Raw genomic sequence first — 19,884 nt, 5'->3', positions numbered from 1 at the left:
ACGCTGTCACAGGAGCATTTTATGTTAGCTACTTCCCTCGAGCTTGCTACTAAGTACAACTACCTTGAAGAGAAATTTGCCAAGAGCATCGAGTGGCTCAAGAACAACGACGCTACCAAGCTCGAGAACGGCCGTTACGACATTTGCGAGGGGGCTTTTGCTCTCGTTCAGCGTTACACCACCGTTCCTTTTGAGGCAATCCGCTTCGAGGCTCACAACGACTACTTCGACATTCAGTACTTAGCTCAGGGTGTTGAGTCTTTCAACGTATGCATGCGCAGCGACCTTCAGGTTACTGAAGAAGATCCAGCAAACGACATGGTCTACCTCTCAACTCCAGAGAAGTACACTTCTGTTACTTTACAGAAAGGCCAGTTCGCTATTGTTCCTCCTGAGGAGGCTCACCAGCCACGTATCGCTTACCAGGGCCAGCCTGTTGACGTGGTTAAGGTAGTGGTTAAGGTTGCTGTTAAGTAATTTTTGACTAATACATCCAACAATTAGCTAAAAGAAAATAACTTATCTTGCATAAGTTCACTGCCTAACAAGGCCTTAATAATTAGTTAGATTGTGGATGTTTCGGTGTGTGGAATTAAAAAGGCGCTATCTAATGGGATGCGCCTTTTTTCTTGGCCACAGCAAAGTTACAAAAGGCAACAAAAAAGGCGCATCCACTTGGATAGCGCCTTTTGCTTGGGTATAAATTAAATGCTGCAGATGATTACATCAGGCCACGGCGTTGCTTGAAGTGGTAGAAGCCACCGAGCATACCAGCATCATTACGCAGCTTGGCAAACTCGATACGAGTAGCGCGGAATACGATCTCACGGAGCTTCTCTTTAAGTGCAGCCTCAATGCGTGGACGTAAGTAGTCTTCACGAGCCATGATGCCACCGCCTAAGATTACGGCCTGTGGGTTTTGTACGGAAACTACATTGGTAATACCATCAGTTAAGTGCTCGATAAGCTCATCGATAGCCTTGATGGCAACTTCATCACCAGATTCAGCCTCGTTGAAGATACGAATACCATTAACCTGATCAACACTTTCACCACGAAGCTGAGCGTAGTACTTAACTAAATAAGTAGTAGAGGCTAGGGAGTGTAACATGCCGCCTGGAACGCGCATGTAAGCAATTTCGCCAGCACTATTTGAAGCACCAGAAATTAGCTTACCATTGCAGATCATAGCGCCACCGATAGAGGTGCCAATGGTCATGCAAAATACGCTATGGCAGCCGCGACCGGCACCTAACCACATCTCGCCTAAAGCAGCGCAGTTAACATCATTTTCAACCTCGCAAGGCAGTGAGAACTCACCAGTTACGATTTCTTTGAAGTTAACGCCAGTGTAATCAGGGATAGCATCAGGCAGAGCATAAACAAGCTTACCTTGATCAGGGTCGACCATACCAGCTGTTGAGATACTTACACCCTTAATCTGAGCGCCATACTTTTCTAAAGCAGCAGCGGTAATCTTCTTTACTTTGCTGACAATGCCAGGACCACCAAACTTGCTTAAATCAATCTCGGTGCCACTTTGTTTAGCTGCCTCGAGCTGAGCCTCAGTTGGCTTTGCCTCAGTAGGCATTTCATTACGCTCAAGTAAAGTACCATCGAGGGTGGCAACGCCGCTCTTAATTGCTGTGCCGCCAATATCAATGAGCACATAGAGATCCTGTTGCATGAGTATTTCCTGTCTGAGTTTTAACTTATGTACCAACAAAAAAAGCAGGGCGAGGCCCTGCTTTTTAGGTTTTTTAACGGAGCCTGTGAGATTTGAGGCTTATTTAATGAGCCTCAAATCATGCTCAGTTTTGATCTTAAAGATTAGTTCTTAGCAGTTAAGTAGGTTGAACCTTCTGGAGCAACGAACTCTTTGCCAGTAGCCTTGGCCTGAATTACAGATACGATGATACCAACGATTAAGGTAACAGCCATGGCGATGAAAGCGTACATCCAGAATGAGATTGAAGGTACGTTGTACTTGCAGTAGAACACGATAGCGGTTGCTGCAACGAAGCCGATGAAAGCACCTAAAGCAGTGGTCTTGCGGGTGAAAGCGCCTAATACGAATACACCAGCTAATGCACCTAAGGCCTGACCTAAGAATGAGTTGAAGAGCTCATAAGCGGACTTCACATCAAGACGTGCTAAGTACATAGCAACTAAGATTGCGAAGATACCGATTGCCAGAGAGATGTACTGAGCAATCTTGGTCTGACGCTCGTAGGACATGTTAGGGGTAATCTTAGTCTGAATGTCCATAACCCAAGAGGTAGCAACAGAGTTAATACCAGTTGAAAGGGTTGACTGTGAAGCGGCATACAGAGCAGCTAAGATGATACCAGTGATACCTACTGGGAGCTCATAGGTTAAGAAGTAAGCGAATACCTTATCCTGTGAGTGACGGAACAGATCGGTGATCTCTTCTGGGTTCTGGTTGTAGTAGAGGTAAAGAGCGGTACCAACCATGTAGAATACAGATGCGCAGAAGATAGAGAGAATACCGTTACCGATAGTCATCTTGTTGAGCTGCTTAACATCGGTAGTAGTGGTGAAACGCTGTACAACGTCCTGTGAAGAAACGTATGAACAGAAGGTTGATAAACCACCACCAACTAAGGTTACGAGTACTGAGGTACCTAAGAGGTTTGACCAGTCAACCCACTTCTCACCGTCAGCTAAGAAACGACCACCAGTGGTTAAGGAAGCAGTTACGTCTGCAATGCCGTTGTCTAACTTGTAGATGATGTAGAAGAGAGTGAGGGTAATACCACCGATTAAGATAACGCCCTGGATGAAGTCAGTCCATAAAACTGCCTTAAGACCACCAGTGTATGAGTACACAATAGCGATAGCACCCATAGCGATAATCAGAACATCAACGTTGATGTCAGTTAAGCTTGCTAATGCAACGCATGGTAAGTACATAACGATGGACATACGGCCTAACTGGAAGAGAACGAACATCACAGCACCTAATACGCGCAGAGCTGGTGACTGGAAGCGGATCTCTAAATAGTGGTAAGCAGTATCGATGTCTAACTTAGCGTAAACAGGGAGGAAGAAGCGGATGGTCAGAGGGATAGCGATGATCATACCCAGCTGAGCGAACCACAGCATCCAAGTACCGCCGTAGGAGTTACCTGCTAAGGCTAAGAAGGAAATTGGGGAAAGTAAGGTTGCGAAGATGGATACGCAGGTTACCCACCAAGGTACTGAGCCGTCACCCTTAAAGAATTCCTTGCCTTTCATCTCTTTCTTAGAGAAGTAGATACCAGCGAGTAACACGCCAATCATATAGACGACGAGCACGGTGGTATCAATCCAGGTAAAACCGTGAAGCTCTTCTAACATAAACAAAACCTCAAATAATCTTCCAAGAAGACACTGATTATTCTAGAGCATGGAGGGAACTAGAGAGGCTTTGTGCTTCCCAATGTCCCTTTTAACATGAATTGAAAATAAAAAAATCACAGACACAAAGGTGCTCCCCAAGTTCCTCAGTTTTATCTCATCTATAGTGCTAAGAGCACTATCATTTGCTAAAACGGAATCTTAAGGAGCTTTGGTGTGTGTGGTTCGGAATGCGTAATACCAACTTCATGGTAGGGTAGCCCCGTATGATTTGGTACTGTTCAAAAGAATAGTAGTGGTATTACACATGCGCTGTAGCTTGCGCTGCAGCTTTAAATCTGGAGCATTTAAGCTCTTAGGGAGTGTTAATCACTCATAGCATCAGACGTGCAACAATCAATGCTGTCGTATCTGATACAGTGTTTAATGGCCAAAATTGAGCCATTAAAATGGGGCAGGAAAGAAAGCTTATGTTAGCTATCCGAAGCTACCCCATCATGGCAATAGACTTGCCTGCGCTTACTCTTTTATTCGCTTAGAAATACTTGTGGTAGATTTCCTTAGCGCGAGCAATCATCTCATCAGAGTAGTCGCCCATTGGCTTGCGGCAGTAGCCAGCCTCAACACCAGCCTCCTGGAGACCAATCTTTAAGGTGCCGTATAAGCCGTTAGCTAATACGTCAGAGATGAAGTCGTTGGTTACGTGCTGAACTTCTAAAGCCTTAGCGATGTTGCCAGAACGTGCGGACTCGAAGATCTCACGAGCACGTACGCCGTTTAAGTTGAAGGTAGAACCGATAGCACCGTCAACACCTAAAACAGTAGCAGGTAACATCATCTCGTCGAAGCCAGCGAAGAGAACCTTGTCTGGGAATGCCTTGCGGAAACGCTCTAATAAGTAGAAGTCGCCAGCGGTGAACTTAACACCGGTGATCTTCTCGTTCTCGAAGAGCTCCTTGAACTGATCTACAGAGATGTTTACACCAGTTAAGAAAGGAATGAAGTAAACAACCATCTGATTGTCAACATCCTTGGTAATGGTGTTGTAGTAGTCCTTGATCTCGTTGAAAGAGAACTTGTAGTAGAAAGGAGTTACGGCAGATAAAGAGTCGTAGCCTAAGTCGGTAGCCAGCTTAGCGAGCTCAACAGACTCCTTAATGTTTAAAGAGCCAACCTGAGCGATTAACTGGCACTGATCCTTGGCCTCGTCCTTAACGATCTTGAAGATCTGCTCTTTCTCAGCGGTGCTCAGTAAGAAGTTCTCACCAGTAGAACCGCCAACATATAAACCGTCAACCTTGCAAACGTCGATGTTGTGACGAACTAACTGACGAATGCCCTTCTCGTTGATGTCGCCGTTCTTGTCGAAAGAGGTTAAGAGAGCAGAGTAGATACCGCCAATCTTCTTGAATGCCATTTTAGATTCTCCGAATGTTAAATTCTTGTGTAAGCCTGCTCTGAGAGCCACTTACAGCAGAAACTGGATAAATTCGCGCTTAGGCCTTCACATTATCTTGTTGCTAGCTTATCTAGCTAAACGGCCTTGGGCGCGTAAGTGTAGTTCGTTTTAGCCTGCAGGAAGTGCATCGATGAACCACTTGCCAACAACCTGTGGGCGAGTGATAGCTGAACCAACGATAGCGCCGTAAGCACCAACTTCGTAAGCTCTGCGCAGGTCATCTGGAGTATTGATACGACCTTCTGCAAAAACTGGAATCTTAGTATCAGCAACTAAGCGAGCAACCAGGCCTAAATCTGGGCCGACTAACTTAGGAGTGTATGGGGTGTAGCCTGAGAGAGTAGTTGAGATAGCGTCAAAGCCAATCTTCTCTGCGTTGATACCCTCTTCGTAGCTGGAGATGTCAGCAAGGCTTAATGCGCCGCCGTCACGAATCATCTTAACGAGATCTTCAAGCTTCTCGTCGTGTGGGCGCTTACGTAAAGTTGCGTCTAAAGCGATAACCTCACAGCCGATGTCTAACAGAGCTTGAACTTCGTCCTTAGTTGGGGTGATGTAAATATCTGAATCGTCGTAGTTCTGCTTGATTAAGCCGATAACTGGAAGACCGGTAACTTTCTTAATCTCAACAATGTCATCTACTGACTGGCATCTGATGGCAACAGCTCCGACCTGCTTTGCAGCAAGAGCCATACGACCCATGATGAATGGGCTGTGCAGAGGCTCGTCTGGTAAAGCTTGACAAGAAATGATGAGTTTGTTCTTGAATTGTTCGAAAAGCATGATTAAACCTCAGATTTCTAGCGTACTGACATTCGCTTTAAGTACGCAAAGGACCTTCGCTTTAAGTCCTTGATATGTAGTCTTAACTGTCACTGCCAGCGCTCAAAGTAAACAAGAATGGATTTCCATGTACTTGCACTAAAAGCTCAGCTGCTTCAGTGTCTTTGAACAGTTAAAAAGATGTTCACTAGGGGATCGGTGTATCTTTGCGATACGGGTGAACATGTTTTTAACCACTCTAAGCCCTGCAGGATTGCTCCTGCAGGTTAAAGCGATATCTAAATTACTAAGCTTTAAACATCGCTTTGGTGTGTTGTGTTTATCCCTAAAAAAGGAGAAGTAGTCTTCTGAAGTAATCTTAGAAGGTGTACTGGATACCAGCACGTACACGGAGCTGACGGTCGTCAGTCTTGCCAGATACAGCCATATCACCGAACTCGATGTATGGATTCCACTGACCCATACGGTAGTTCATAGCTAAGTTCTGCTCATAGTTGTTCCAGTCGTTGTCGAACATAGGGTCACGACCATTGTTCTTATCGCTTGAAGCAGCCTTCATGTAGGTGTAGTTGTAGTTGATGCCGAAGTTGCCATGGTTGTAGCCAACCCATGCATCAATACGGTAGGTGTGGAAATCACCTTTGGTGTTGTCGTTACGTGCATAGTCGTAACGTGGACGAACAGCAAACCATAAACCGAAGTCAGTGTTGTACTGTAAACGAACATATGGCTTGTAAGCGGTCTGGTTGCTTACAGTCTCAGTGATGATACCTGGAGTGATGGTAAAGCCAGTGCCAGCAACCTTGTAGCCCCACCATAAGGACATTTCAGTAGCGTTAGCTACGAAGTCGCCCCACTGACCATCTTTGTACTCTGAGTCTTTTTGGTTTGGACGATCAGTGCCAGACTTGAATGAAGAATCAACGTAGAAACCAACGCCGTTATCGAAAGCACCGATTAAGCAGATACGATCGAAGTTCTCGGAGTACTCGCTACGGAGCTCATGACGGTAGTCGATGGTGAACTTTGCAGCAGAAGCAGTGTTAGCAACAGTAACAGCGGCTAAGGCAAAACCTAAACCTAAAGCAATTTTAGATAAGCGCATATTAAGTCCTAAACGTTTAAGGATTAAGTCAGGCTCTAAACAGAAAAATGAGCCTGACTTTGGCGAGCTTTACAGCTCATTAAAGAAAACAGAATTATTCGGTAACTACCTTGCCGTCCTTTACGGATACGGTAATAACATCAGAGGTAGCAACACCACCGGAGGTCTCACCACCGATTAAGATGATTTCGTCGCCGTTCTGAATGGTTACGCCGTAAGCTAATGGAGTAGCTAAATCGCCTGCATAGCTCCACTTGCCGTCAGCAAAGGTGTAGATGTCGTCACGCCAAGTCTTGGTGCAGCCTTCGTGAGAGAAGTACTTGCCCTTAGCGTAGTTCTCAGTTGCGCCTGGGAAGTTAGCGCCACCAACAACAACTAAAGTACCGTTGGAGTAACCAGCAAATGCACCAGCAACACCCTCTTGAACCTTGTCACCAGCAGCTGGAACTAAGTCAGGGGCTCTTTCAGCCTTCATGGTGCGGCCGTCTAAGGTGAACTTGGTGTTGTTTGCAGTACGTAAGCCAGGCTTCTTCTCACCGGATACAACCATTACGCTCTTGTCCTTAGGATCAACAGCTACTGCAGAACCTGCGGTACCAAAGCTTGGCAGATCGCCTAATACGTACCACTGATTCTCAGCTGGGTTGTACTGTAAAACGGTGTTGTTGAAGAGGTAGTCCTCAACTGGCTTGCTGATGTAATCCTTGTTAACCTTAGCGTTAAGAGCAGGATCCTTAGCAGCAACTGACAGGTCATAGAAGAAACCGTCGAAGATTTCCTTGTTTACGGAACCAACAACTAAAGCAGTCTTGCCGTCGTTAGTTACAACAGTGTGGCCAGTCAGACCGATTGGGGAACGGGTTAATACCTTGGTCCAGGTGTTCTTCTTTGGATCGTATTCAAAAACTTCGTTTGATACTGAGGTAAGGTCAGACTTGATCTTACCTACACCACCGAGCACGTAGATCTTTCCGTTTAAAGCAACGGCTTGAGCCTGATCACGAGCAGCCTCTGGGAACTTAGCGATAGCTTCCCACTTAGGTGACTTAGCCTTGGTGTCGAGCTTGAACCAGTCCTGACCAGCAGTACCTAAACCAATGTAGATAACGCCATCGTTCATTGCGCCAGCGCCAGACTTGAATGGAACTGGGGTGTCAGGAAGAGCAGCTGCGAAAGCTGAAGAGGAAACCATGGTACCTAATGCTGCAGCAACAGCTAATTGCTTCAAATTAAAAGACATAAACAATAACTCCTAAAGAATTTTTTGACTCCGACTAAGCTTTCCTCAGTATCTTGCACATTGACCAGAAGTTTGGGATAGATAAGTGGGCTTTGTGTAAGCTACGTCAAAAGTACTCATGTGGAGTAAAATTTCACATTCAATGATAAACAAAGAATTTTTTTTCACAAATGGATCTTCATGAAATTGAGATCTACATCACGCAGTGAAAAATATTCGCATATATATGCTATTTGGATCAGAGTTTTACACAAAACTTGTACGCCGCCGACTAAAGACTTTTGGTGGACGGCTGAGGTCTTATTTCATCTTGATTCCATAAAAAGTCTACATATCTATGTAAAGCAAGATGTTTAATTTTGTAAAGTTCACCCGTTTTTTCATAGATATGGATTGGTGAACTTTTACACGCCGAACCACACTTGTATAACAGTTGACAGAGTAACAGGCATGGATAAGGCCACTTGTCGATAACTCAAGCCAATGAAAGTACTTCCTTTACCGTATCAAAAGGCGTTTTTTATCGTTATCTTCTAATGGTTATAAGGTCAGCTTTGGGCATAATTAAAATTGTGAAGCTGCTGAAAATTTCCTCCACAATTCTGAAAATTTCCTCCACATTTATGAAAATTGCACTTTTGATTATTGAGTCGAGAAAGTTTTGTAGTTAACATGTATGTAAAGATGAAAGTTTTCTCCATATTTACAGATATGTCTTGTGTACAACTTTACATTTGTATTGCCTTAGAGCCATGTGCAAACGGTTAGTAGAAAGTGGAGTTATGTCATTCCCACTTTTGCAGTTTTGTACATGTAGATTATGGCGAAGACTTAGGATAATTCTTTCGCATCTTTATAGTAAATAGTGCTGTGTATAAATATAGACTCTAGTGCGACTTTGCTATACTGAATACGGATAGTTTGTTATCTCAAGATATTGTCTTGAGATTAAAACTGCTTTTATACAAGCTCTCGTGTTATCTGTTCAGGCCAGTTATCAACTAATGGATGATTTAACTGTTAATGCCTATATAGAGCTTGCAAGTAACAATGAGATGGGCTTAGTTAGAACTTTTATTGGTTTTTAAGATGGCTTGTCTCAGCGTAAATAAGAATTCATACACACATATAGCAAGCTTCAGCTCGTTACTCTTTATATAAGCAACGCTTTTAGCTCCTACTTGCATTTGGTCATTACAATTCTTCTTTACCATAACACTGTACTCATCCACTTATACCTTCTAAAAAGTGTGCTGTTATAAGTTAAGCCGTGGCATATTTACTAAAGTCAAATGCACTTTTTATTCATGGCTATAAGGATACTTATATACTTTTGGCACGAGCTTCTGCTCCTTTGCACATATCCATGCACAGAGCGATTTAAAGGTAGAGTTTGTTTTTTTTGATGGCAAAGGCGCTAGCTGTACTTTGCTATTTTCTATATTGCTTAAAACTCAAGATGTTACAGGATGTTTTGTGGGTGTCGTGTGAGCTTTATAAGTACAGATGTCTTATCTGTCATTGTGATTAAGTATTGGCCGCACGTACAAGTAGCTATTTGATCTTACTTCCTTTAAGACCAATAACAGTAGCTAAGTAAGAGCATTCAGCATGAAGTGAATGTGTTTGTAAAACCTATCTAAATGCATGTCATTAGATGGGGATAGCTTGATAACTAATTATTACAAGCTCAGAACATATACTTAGCTAATGTGTTGACGAATGCGTTATGAATAAGGTCAACATTATGGGCAAACTTAATATCCCTAGTTGCGTAAGTGGCAAGATCCTCATCACTTTAAGAGCCATTGAAAATGATCTGCCATTAGCATTACGACGTCTAACTGCATATATCCTCAATAGCCCAGATGAGATCATCGTAAAGAGCATTACCGAGATCGCTACTGCTGCAGAAGTAGGAGAGGCAACAGTAGTGCGTCTTGCCAAAACACTCAAATACCCTGGCTTTAAAGAGTTTCAATTAGAACTCGTCAAAGAGATCGCAGGTAAAGGTCAGCAAGAAGAAGAGCAGATTCTTGACTCTAACATTGTTGATGGCGATGACGCAGTTGTAATGGCTAAGAAACTTAAGTTAGCTATGCAGCGTTCTCTTGGTGAAAACATTCACAATATCGATGAGAAAGTACTCCATAAAGTCGCTGAGGCTGTGTTTAAAGCACGTAAAGTCTTTATCGTTGGCGTAGGTAACTCTAGTCTGAGCGCCTTATTCTTAAAGAATAAACTCTGCCGTATTGGTATTGATGCTAACTCAGAGCTCATGAGTCACTTTATGTATACATCATTAGCCATGCTAGGTCCTAGTGATGTTGTTATTGCAGTGTCTCAGCGTGGTAGCAGTTATGAGACTGTGCATGCTTTTAAAATTGCTAAGGCCACTGGTGCGCTGTGCGTAGCTGTGACTAATAATCCAGTGAGCAAGATCGTTGAGTATGCTGACTACGTAATCTTCAACGGTAACGAAGAAGGCTCATTACAAGGTGATAGTGCTGCAACTATTGCTGCTCAAATCCATGTCTGTGAGCTTTTATACTCCATCGTAGTTTCATTTGACAGAGCTAAGGCCACTAAGACTAAGCAAGTAACTCTGCAAGCATTAGCAGCTTCACTCAACAAGCTAGATTAATCAAAGACCATTCATCTTGCCAAAGCTTGCGGCGCTTTAAATACATTTAAGCTTATTTTGTTCGCGTCGCAATCTTGGCGTTAACTTGCTGTTAACTGATCCTCTCAATATTCCCACCAAAAACTCTTTATTGCTGTTAACCGCTCCTCTCAATAACTCTTTATTGCTGTTGATTGCTCCTGCCTGGCATTTCAAACAATCATTTTCGATCTATAAGTGCGCTCCAAAATGCTGCATCCAATGCGATTTTAGCGCTTATTCTGATTAAAGCATGTACTTGGTATCTTAGGTGCATGAAGCTCTGCGTATGTTGCTAAGTGACGGCTATTTGTCGTGATGCATAATGTTATGTGTACGAGATAGTCCTTCTTGTAATATGCTTAGCTAAATGAAAAGAGCGGTTAATTAAGTTGTTATGATGCGCTTACACAAGTCCTTAAATACACTTGTTCGCGGCAGATGGGCAGTCTATTTAGCAGCGCAAGTTGCACATTGTGCAGCTAGCGTTGTGACTTATAAAAAAGGCTGTGCTATTGGTGCTGCTCTTTTATCATGCGCACTGATTAGCCCTCATGCAATTGCAGCTGTGTCCGCCTGGCCTGCAAACAGCTGGGAAGCGGGACGACTTGATTATGCTCACGGTGGATCAGAAGTAGCAGCTTTTGTTAACGCTCAAGAAAAGATTCAGCTACAGGTAGTGCTGTGCTCTCAAAATCAGCCTACTCCATATCGAATGAGCGTACTTATTCCTAATACCAACAAGGCATCGGGAATAATTCCAGTAAAGTTAAATGTAGATGGCACTTCTACTAATGTGTACGCTGAGATCATCGGTAACTCCATGGAGTTTCAAGTAGGTACATCATTTTTGATTACACTACCTGATAGTCCCACCTTTACCATGAGCTTCAAAGAGGATGATGCAAAGTATCTGAGCATCCCACAAGAGTTAGTATTTCCTATGGATAGAGCCAATGTGGTTCTATCCGAGATTGCTAAATCATGTGCAATTTTAGAAGAGCAACAAAACTTCACCATAAGTCGCCCTCTCATCTCTGGCATTCTTTGGCCTCGTGGTGGCTTTAACCACAAAGATCTTCATTCTTCAGATAGCTCACTAGATAGACTAAGTCTCACTGAACAGGCCAAGAAAAACGGTCTAAACGTTATAGAGCAAAGTGATTCAGATCGCCGCTGGGTAGATCCTAATTGGAATCCTGATATTGTTCCTAGCGCCCCAGATGTTAAGGCACGCTATATCGATGTAGACAGTGTGTGCCTCAAGCATCCACATTCAAATTTTAACGCAGTTAACCGCAGCGCGCGCCGCTCAGATGCCACTACCTCAATTGCTACCGAATCAAATACAGCTGCAAACCCTGCAAGCGGTAACTTAGCAAGTGCCAACTCAGTAAGCGGTAGCTCTACAAGCGCAAGCTCTAATGGCGTTAAGAGAGCTGGGCATGTAGACAATATGGTCAACGGTTTAGTTAGCACCATACATATGCAAGATGATATGCCGTCATTTGTCTTAAGTGACAAGTGCAAGCATGCTCTGGACACGGTTTATGAAGAGCAGGGTAAGGATGCACTTTCATTCTTACCAAGCTTATTTAGAGATCCTACTGGCCCATATCAGCGTTATTTGATGCTGTGGAATACAGTTTTGTCAGATACCGCTCGCATGGATTTTAAGAGCCCTGATATCACTATTGATGAGTATGACTATTACTTGACCTTATTCTCTTTGTTTAGTGATACAAAGATTACACAGTATCCTCAGAGCTATTACGACATTCTTAAGTTGAGTGATGATCCATCGACCTTCATTTACGCTATGGATAATCGCTATGAGCTTGAGACAATCAAGTACTCATCGGTGCTTAATCGCCGTTTAACCGGTTTTGTATCTCCAAAGCGTAATGCTAAAGAGGCTTTAAGATCGTGGAATCAGTTCTACCAAGATCTCTCTTTAGCGCTACCGCCGATCTCAAAGGCCCAAGCACTGCGACCTGTGCTCTATCGTCAGATGTTAATGCGTTTTTGGCGTTTAGCAGGATATCCAGACTCATTACACCTGCGTCCTGAGTACTCTTTTGTACAAGGTAGCAAAGGCAAGACTACTACCCATGAGCCGCTTGAGAAAAAGTGCGCCATATTTGAAGGTTCAGATGGTGATGAGTTCTTTTACGCTAGCGATGACTGCATTAGAGGCATTTCCTCTGATTTGCGCAGCATTGGCTATGTGAACGAAGACTATCAGCAAGTATTAAGCACTTGGGAGTCTTTTTCTAAAGCTTGGACGAGCTCGAAGTTCTATCATCAAAGCGAGCAATACACTACAGGTGAGCATATTAGAACTGGTATTGGTATCACCATGCTTTCCATGTTCAAAAACTACGGCTTTGGTGACTACTTCTTACTTAGAAAGTGTATCTCTAGTCGCGACAGTGATATCTGTGCCTACGAGGCGGATAAGTACTTCGATAGCTATGATAGTGACTTTAGAAAAACTGTTGCTACTGTAGCCGAGGTATCAGGTGAAGATGCACGTTCCTTAAAGCGCTTAAATGAATTGTGGCTAAGCTACTACGATAGTCTGTCGACATATGCATCAAACTTAGTTAAGCGTGGCCGTATGGAGTCTTGGCGAGCTGAGTTTGTAAAAGGCGTGGCGGTTACTGCACAGGCTGAATCACTCATTAGTACTCTTTTCTACAGTCGTGGAGAGTCTGACGAGATCGGTGAGTTCTATGAAGATGACTTCCAGGATTCCGATGTTGCCATGACGACCGCTAACTAAGATCTCTATTTTGTCTTTTGCTAATATAGCTTAGGACTTTTAGCTGTTAATTGCTCTGCCATATCTTCAAAGCTTGTGCATGGCTGCAGTGTGATGGTTTTGGCGCTGCATTTTGCCTTGGTGCAAACTAAACAATATAGTGCAAAAGGCTAAACAATCCTGATTATATGGAGCTTGTGGCGCTATCTGTGGTCAGATGTAAGAAAAATGTTGCAAAAAGCTAAAATCTTGATCTCTTGTATGTATAATACAAGCACACAATTATGTGCGCTTAAGTGCGCTTTTCCGATAGTGAGTGCTTCACAAGAATAAGCACGTGATTTAGATAGTTTTCGGGAAGATAGCAGTTACAAGCCAAACAACCTTAATGGCTAGTAAGCTGCTCGATAGTTGGGCCTATTGGCTGGTGCAATTGAGTTTTAAAGAGCCTTTTGGTTCTTAAAAGATTAGGGGGCACGCAATAGGCTGGTGATAATCTACCCTCGGTGTGGGAAGTAAGAGTCGGGTCATTAAAATCAAAAGCAATTTTAAAGCAGCGCAGAATGAGCGCGGTAGGTTCGTGTGCGCATGGTATTTGGCAGCTTTATGCTGTTAATAGTGTTGTGAGCTTTAATGTTTGTCTTATTGTTATCTTGTTAGATAGTTTCAAGTGTGTTCCCAGATTCATTAAGTTACTTTTCATTGAGGTAGATCTAGGTATGTGATGTGCGTTAGTACTGCTATTTGTTTAGTGCTTGCGTACTTTCAAGGGTAAAAATCATGTCTGATTTACACAACAATCTCGTTGATGATGACCGCGAAATTGAAGGCGCAGAAAATCAAGAAGCCGTTGAGCAAACTGAGTCTCATGACGGTGATGTAGAGATCAAGGTTTACACTAAGCAAAAGGCTGCTGTAGCTGTATCCAATGGTGCTGATACTTCATTACTTCTTGATGGCGACGAGGGTGATGACAACGATTATACAGAGTTAGAGGACGAGGATAATGCAGCCCCTAGCTCTAAGAGCATCCCACAGCCATGGGCTTCTGCTTTAGGCAATACCTCTTATGATGAAGAGGAGACAAGCCAAGAAGACTCTGAGTATGACACCGAGTATGACTCTGATGAGTCAGATGAGTACTCAAACGAGTCCGCTCAGGCAGATGATTACTACGATGAGGGTACTCAGAGCGATGAGTATGCTCAAAATGATGATTCAGTTTCTGAAGATAACTCCTCTGATGAAGTAGCTCAGGACGATAACGAGTCTGTAGATGCAGATGCTACTGAGAGTACTGACGAGGAATCTGCCTTTAAGATCTCAGAGGAAGAAGAGCCAATCATCACTTTTGATAGCCTCGAGTTAAGCGAAGAAGTACTCAAGGCCATTAAACACGAAGGCTTTGAGCAGCCAACTCCAATTCAGCTGCGCTCTATTCCTGTAGTTATGAACGGCCGTGACATGATCGGTCAGGCTCAGACTGGTACAGGTAAGACTGCTGCTTTTGCTCTGCCAATTTTATCCAAGTTACCTAAGCGTCAAAAGAATATCTTTGCGCTGATCTTAGAGCCTACTCGTGAGCTTGCTTTGCAGGTTGCAGAGTCATTCTCTCGTTTTGCCCACTTTATCGATGGTTTCCGTGTTGCTCCAATTTATGGTGGCGCTTCATATGAAAACCAGATCCGCTCACTGCGTCACGGTGCACAAGTTGTTGTTGCTACCCCAGGTCGTTTAATTGATCTCATTGAAAAGGGTCGCTTAGACTTTAGCGAGCTGCGCTATGTGGTGATCGATGAAGCTGACGAAATGCTGCGCATGGGCTTTATTGATGATGTTGATTGGATCTTAGATCAGGTTCCAAGCGATCATCAGACTGCCTTATTCTCAGCTACCATGCCTCCTGTAATCCGTCGTATTGCTAAGGCTCACTTAGTAGACCCTGAGGAGGTTCGCATTGAGTCTCACACCACCACAGCAACTACTGTTCGTCAGCGTTACTGGGTAGTATCTGGTGTTCACAAGATCGATGCTATGACTCGTATGCTCGAGGTTGAGCCATATGAGGCAGTACTGGTATTTGTGCGCACTAAGACCGATGCTGAAGATGTGGCTAACAAGCTTGCTGGCCGTGGCTTAGCTTGTGCAGCTTTGCATGGTGATATCCCTCAACGTCAGCGTGAGAAGATTGTTGAGCGCTTAAAGAAGGGTTCTTTAGACATCATCATTGCAACTGACGTGGCTGCTCGTGGTCTGGATGTTGATCGTATTACCCACGTATTCAACTACGATATTCCATACGATGCTGAGTCTTATGTACACCGTATTGGCCGTACCGGTCGTGCTGGTCGTACCGGTGAGGCTATCTTATTCGTATCGCCTCGTGAGCGTCGTGCTCTGCGTCAGATCGAGCGTGTTACCCGTCAGCGCATTGAGCCAATGCGTATGCCTACAGTGGCCGATGTTAACAAGCGTCGTTTAGAGAACTTCCGCAATCAGATCTTAGAGACCATCGATGCTGGTGGTTTAGAGGATTACTTAGAGGTTATTTCTGACTTACTCACTGATGATGCAATTGAGCCAGAAATCTTAGCTGCAGCTTTAGCTAAGCTTGCTCAGCGTGACGGCTCTTTACTCTTAGATGAGTCTGCTCCAGAGCCTAAGATGAGAAGCTTTGATGAGCACGGTGAGCGTGGCCCACGTGAGCGTCGTCATGGCGGTCCATCTGCAGAGCCTCTGCCATTACGTGACTTCCCAGAGCTTAAGATGGTGCGCTATCGTTTAGCTGTAGGTCGTCGTGACTCAGTTAAGCCAGGTCAGATTGTTGGTGCTATTGCTAATGAGGCAAATCTCGAGAGCAAGTTTATCGGCGATATTTCTATCTTCGACTCTTTCTCAACTGTAGATCTGCCAAGCGGCATGCCTAATGAGACTATGGAAATCTTAGCTCATGCTATCGTTTGCGGTCGTCGTTTAGATCTGCGTGAGTACACTGCTGAGCCACCTGCACGTCCAGAGCGTCGTCCTCGTCCAGAGCGTGATCGCTTTGAGCGTCGTGATCGTTTTGATCGTGAGGATCGTTTCGAGCGTCGCGAGCGTCATCCACGTCCAGAGCATGACCGTCACCCACGCCCAGAGCGTGATCGCTTCGACCGTCGTGATCGTTTTGATCGTGATGATCGCTTTGAGCGTCGTGAGCGTCATGATCGCTTTGATCGCCGTCGTCCACCTCATGACAAGTTCAATGATGACCGTTTCAACCGTGCCGAGAACAGCTTAAATATCGATGCTGATTTCTCCTACATGGATGAAGGCGAGTATCGTCATGAGAAGGGTGATATCAACGGTAACTCCATCAATTACCGTCCAGGTCGTTCAGCTGATGATCACAGAGGCTCAGACCGTCGCTTCGGTCCTCGTGACTCACGTCGTCCACGCCCACGTCCTAACTTCGGTGGCCCACGTCGTCATTTCTAGGACTGTGTAGCTTTTGCAGTATGTAAGGCTGCTAGAGCTTTAAACATATTTCTGCGCTTTAGATTGATAGTCTAAGCCTAAAAAAGCCCAGATGCTCACATGCATGCTGGGCTTTTTAACTTTTATGCCACACAAACAACGTATCTGTTGTCTTGCCCGCTTTGTGTATGTTAATACCTTGCAAAAGGGTTTTAGATCACACTTAGAGCCACTAAGTAGGGGTCTTTGCCATTTTATTTGGGATAAAGACGGATATGTCTCACATATTCGTGAAAAACATGGTGTAAGCTAGTTTCAATCATCAATAATGCATATAAGTATGTATCAATGTCCTTGCTAATAAGAGAGCAGGCAGTAAGCTCTTTTTTGCATTGACGTTGTAAAAGTACGTGCATTATGCGCTAAGCTTTAAGGCTTTGGTGTTTTGGCAAAGCTAAGAGAGGTGTTCAATGTCAGACGAGAAAATGAGAGCATTGGTAAGTTGTTTGGTTAACTACCTTGATTGTCCTTGTACTTATTTTGCGCCAATGATCGATGATGACCCTCTTATGGAAGCTTACGAAAGGGCACGAGAGGAAAGCGCTCAGAGCAAGGATTTTGTACCTGTATTTGTAGTGCCTTCAGATACTTTGCTTGAGACCTTAGTTATGAACTCTGATCCTACTAATGAGGGTCGTGTTTATGACTTTGACAAAGACGAGATCGCTGAATACCGTCGCGGTATTTTAGAGACTGATCCTAATAATGGTGAAGAGGCTATTCAAAATCTGCTCTCCATCACTCAAGAGGTGCTCGGTGATCCTTCTGTCTTTGAAGATATGATTAATCAAAGCGGCGGCAATACCGAGGCTGAAGATCGCATCATGACATGGTGGGATTTTGATAGCACCATGACTAACCACATTATCTTGGCACGCATCCCTGTTGAGAAGGTCTACGAGATCTTTGCATGGCTGCCTATGGGTGGTTGGAATGCCTGTCCAAACAATGAAGATCTCAAGGTGATCTCAAAGCTGTGGTTTGAAAAATATGGTGCTCGACCTGTGGTAGTTAGCGCCGATGGTATCGACTTTATGCTCGATGAGCCAGTAGCTGCATCCGAGGCTAAAGATCTTGCTATCAAGCACTATGCTTTCTGCCCTGATCTGCTTGAAGATCGCGAAGGCGTTACTATCTCTTCATATGCCGAGATTCTTGCTAAATCCAAGATTTGGAACTTCTGGTGGGATTAGTTGATGGGATTAGTAATCCCATTCACAAGACATCGTTCTTGATTAAGCCTCAAGAAAAAAAGGAGCCACTTGGCTCCTTTTTTTTCTTGGGGCGATCTGATGCTAGATGAGCATCTAGCAGGCAGTCACATTCAAGATGCTTTTGTATGACTAGCACTCACACACAATATGCATCTACTCAGCTTATGAGTAGCTTACTGAATCTGGCTTCTTAACAAAGAAGAGTAGCAAGATGCCGACAGTACAAACAGCTGCGCCGACCATATAGACGATAGTGTAAGAGCCAGACTCAGCAAGTGAGATAAGGCCGCCACCAGCGATCTGACCTGAAACCGAGGCGTTTATGTATAAGGATGTAGCCTGGCCTGGGATGGCTGGAAGCAGTTCTTGGAAGAATACCATGCCCATGGTGGCAACGAATGCAATATACAAAGCTGCAAAGAAAGTAATGATGAGGTAGTAGTTAGTATCAGCTGGACGTAACAGCAGCACTAAGAAAATAACTAGTGCGATACCACCAACTAAGATCACGTACTTAATGCCAAAGGTCTTGGTAATACGAGCAGCTAAGAACATTAAAGGAATTTCAATAAAAGCTGCTAGGCCTAGCATGTAGCCAGGTAAATCCTTATCTAACTTGAGCTCTTGAGTAAAGTAGAGCGGCATGGTGTTGATATAGGATGAAAAGGCAGTAAACATTAAGCCGATTGAGGCAAATAGCACTAGTACAGAGCGATTGGTCCACCACTTAATGTGACGGGATTTATCTACTGCAGCCTTATCTAAGACACTTGGCAGGAAGAAAAATGAGGTTACGCAAATAAGTGCAAAAGAAATAGCTGTAACTAAGAACAGGGTGTTAAAGCTATAACCCATAGCAATACCATAGGCAACTGGTGGTCCTACTACCCAAGAGACTGAGGCCAAAGATCTCATGAAGGTTGCAAACATTAACGAGCCACCTAAGTATTTAACCGCATACTCACGAGCTGAGGCGTAGATCTGTGGGAAAGACACAGTGTAAGAACCAAGTAGCAGCAGACCAAGGGTGCACAGCACGATAAAGCTTGGTCGCATATACAGCATATATGACGAGGCTACACCAAAGAGCGATGCAATGCAGATAATAGCAGGACGCTGCAGTCCAATATCTGAAAAACGAGCCACAGTTTGTACGATTAAGATTGTGGCAATAGGCAGCATCATAAAGAAGATGGAGATCTGCAGTGGAGAGAAATTGAGCTCTGTATTAAAAAATAGTGACAGCACAGGGTTGAACATGGAGTTGGCCGCAGAAACCAACAGACACATGGCAACGTAGATAGTGGTATTACCTCTTGTGTTGGCGCCGAATGTTTGCATTTAGATTCTCTCAGTGCTGCAGGGCAAAATTCTCAGTGCTCAGTAAATGGTCTGAGCGTTGGTTAAACAAAACAAAACAAGCAAAAAGCCCCATAACTAACATCTTGGCGATGCCATGCTCATGGCGTGAACACGGTCTCATGTGTGCACACAGTCTCATGCGCCGCACATGCGTGAACGCAGTATCATCCACAATCCCATATACCGCACATGCGTGAATACAGTCTCATGCGCAATATACCGCTCATGCGTGAACACAATCTTATGAGTCGACCATCTCGTGGCAGTACTCATGCACCTGCGTATGCATATAATCGTGAAGCTTTAACTCGTGTTTGCTATTGTTTAGGCCGTATATTGTATGACTTGTCAAAGTAGAAATGGTTACACTAAATGGCACAAGTCAGGTCGGATATTATCCACCGTTCACACGAGCTTGC

The 19,884-nt window shown here is 44.1% G+C and carries 11 protein-coding genes and 1 pseudogene; 5 read left to right on the top strand and 7 right to left on the bottom strand.

Annotation, left to right across the window (positions count from 1 at the left end; translation table 11 throughout):
* Nucleotides 1-21: 21 nt before the first annotated feature.
* Nucleotides 22-477 (top strand): NanQ anomerase/TabA/YiaL family protein, encoded by a 456-nt coding sequence (locus H524_RS0100965; protein WP_027938879.1) that lies wholly within the window; start codon nucleotides 22-24, stop codon nucleotides 475-477.
* 244 nt (nucleotides 478-721) lie between these two features.
* On the opposite strand, the gene H524_RS0100960 is transcribed toward H524_RS0100965, so the two are convergent.
* The 6 genes from H524_RS0100960 to H524_RS0100930 all read right to left on the bottom strand — a co-directional run bounded on the left by H524_RS0100960 (nucleotide 722) and on the right by H524_RS0100930 (nucleotide 7,947).
* A complete protein-coding gene (locus H524_RS0100960; RefSeq protein ID WP_027938878.1) occupies nucleotides 722-1,687 on the bottom strand; it encodes an ROK family protein in 966 nt (321 codons plus the stop codon).
* Nucleotides 1,688-1,830: 143 nt separating this feature from the next.
* Complete coding sequence (locus H524_RS0100955; protein WP_044121175.1) at nucleotides 1,831-3,360, bottom strand: sodium:solute symporter family protein; 1,530 nt, start codon at nucleotides 3,358-3,360, stop codon at nucleotides 1,831-1,833.
* Between the two features lie 535 nt (nucleotides 3,361-3,895).
* Nucleotides 3,896-4,777 carry an N-acetylneuraminate lyase gene (locus H524_RS0100945; protein WP_027938876.1) on the bottom strand — a complete coding sequence of 294 codons (882 nt, stop codon included), beginning with the start codon at nucleotides 4,775-4,777 and terminating at the stop codon, nucleotides 3,896-3,898.
* Between the two features lie 150 nt (nucleotides 4,778-4,927).
* Complete coding sequence (locus tag H524_RS0100940) at nucleotides 4,928-5,602, bottom strand: N-acetylmannosamine-6-phosphate 2-epimerase (RefSeq protein WP_044121173.1); 675 nt, start codon at nucleotides 5,600-5,602, stop codon at nucleotides 4,928-4,930.
* A gap of 358 nt (nucleotides 5,603-5,960) precedes the next feature.
* Nucleotides 5,961-6,707 carry an oligogalacturonate-specific porin KdgM family protein gene (locus H524_RS0100935; RefSeq protein ID WP_027938874.1) on the bottom strand — a complete coding sequence of 249 codons (747 nt, stop codon included), beginning with the start codon at nucleotides 6,705-6,707 and terminating at the stop codon, nucleotides 5,961-5,963.
* 94 nt (nucleotides 6,708-6,801) lie between these two features.
* A complete protein-coding gene (locus tag H524_RS0100930) occupies nucleotides 6,802-7,947 on the bottom strand; it encodes an N-acetylneuraminate epimerase (RefSeq protein ID WP_044121172.1) in 1,146 nt (381 codons plus the stop codon).
* A 1,747-nt stretch (nucleotides 7,948-9,694) separates the two neighbouring features.
* Between H524_RS0100930 and H524_RS0100920 the strand changes: the two genes are divergently transcribed.
* The 4 genes and pseudogenes from H524_RS0100920 to H524_RS13525 all read left to right on the top strand — a co-directional run bounded on the left by H524_RS0100920 (nucleotide 9,695) and on the right by H524_RS13525 (nucleotide 18,082).
* Nucleotides 9,695-10,591 (top strand): MurR/RpiR family transcriptional regulator, encoded by an 897-nt coding sequence (locus H524_RS0100920; protein ID WP_044121170.1) that lies wholly within the window; start codon nucleotides 9,695-9,697, stop codon nucleotides 10,589-10,591.
* Between the two features lie 508 nt (nucleotides 10,592-11,099).
* A complete protein-coding gene (locus H524_RS0100915) occupies nucleotides 11,100-13,394 on the top strand; it encodes a hypothetical protein (protein ID WP_156907498.1) in 2,295 nt (764 codons plus the stop codon).
* A gap of 1,299 nt (nucleotides 13,395-14,693) precedes the next feature.
* Nucleotides 14,694-16,580: pseudogene (locus H524_RS17690) on the top strand (DEAD/DEAH box helicase); the annotation flags it as partial.
* Between the two features lie 719 nt (nucleotides 16,581-17,299).
* Complete coding sequence (locus H524_RS13525; protein ID WP_052338824.1) at nucleotides 17,300-18,082, top strand: DUF4253 domain-containing protein; 783 nt, start codon at nucleotides 17,300-17,302, stop codon at nucleotides 18,080-18,082.
* 183 nt (nucleotides 18,083-18,265) lie between these two features.
* On the opposite strand, the gene H524_RS0100895 is transcribed toward H524_RS13525, so the two are convergent.
* A complete protein-coding gene (locus H524_RS0100895; protein WP_027938870.1) occupies nucleotides 18,266-19,444 on the bottom strand; it encodes an MFS transporter in 1,179 nt (392 codons plus the stop codon).
* Nucleotides 19,445-19,884: the final 440 nt, after the last annotated feature.

This window comes from Anaerobiospirillum succiniciproducens DSM 6400 (assembly GCF_000482845.1).
Classification (GTDB): domain Bacteria; phylum Pseudomonadota; class Gammaproteobacteria; order Enterobacterales; family Succinivibrionaceae; genus Anaerobiospirillum; species Anaerobiospirillum succiniciproducens.
Note: the sequence above shows the minus strand (reverse complement) of the source record. Positions and strands in the feature narration are given on the sequence as shown.

What these genes read in the sequence shown, in the direction of transcription:
- H524_RS0100930 (WP_044121172.1), bottom strand. Translation starts at nt 7,947, where the DNA reads ATGTCTTTTAATTTGAAGCAATTAGCTGTTGCTGCAGCATTAGGTACC.
- H524_RS0100945 (WP_027938876.1), bottom strand. Translation starts at nt 4,777, where the DNA reads ATGGCATTCAAGAAGATTGGCGGTATCTACTCTGCTCTCTTAACCTCT.
- H524_RS0100955 (WP_044121175.1), bottom strand. Translation starts at nt 3,360, where the DNA reads ATGTTAGAAGAGCTTCACGGTTTTACCTGGATTGATACCACCGTGCTC.
- H524_RS0100965 (WP_027938879.1), top strand. Translation starts at nt 22, where the DNA reads ATGTTAGCTACTTCCCTCGAGCTTGCTACTAAGTACAACTACCTTGAA.
- H524_RS0100895 (WP_027938870.1), bottom strand. Translation starts at nt 19,444, where the DNA reads ATGCAAACATTCGGCGCCAACACAAGAGGTAATACCACTATCTACGTT.
- H524_RS0100920 (WP_044121170.1), top strand. Translation starts at nt 9,695, where the DNA reads ATGGGCAAACTTAATATCCCTAGTTGCGTAAGTGGCAAGATCCTCATC.
- H524_RS0100940 (WP_044121173.1), bottom strand. Translation starts at nt 5,602, where the DNA reads ATGCTTTTCGAACAATTCAAGAACAAACTCATCATTTCTTGTCAAGCT.
- H524_RS0100935 (WP_027938874.1), bottom strand. Translation starts at nt 6,707, where the DNA reads ATGCGCTTATCTAAAATTGCTTTAGGTTTAGGTTTTGCCTTAGCCGCT.
- H524_RS0100960 (WP_027938878.1), bottom strand. Translation starts at nt 1,687, where the DNA reads ATGCAACAGGATCTCTATGTGCTCATTGATATTGGCGGCACAGCAATT.
- H524_RS13525 (WP_052338824.1), top strand. Translation starts at nt 17,300, where the DNA reads ATGTCAGACGAGAAAATGAGAGCATTGGTAAGTTGTTTGGTTAACTAC.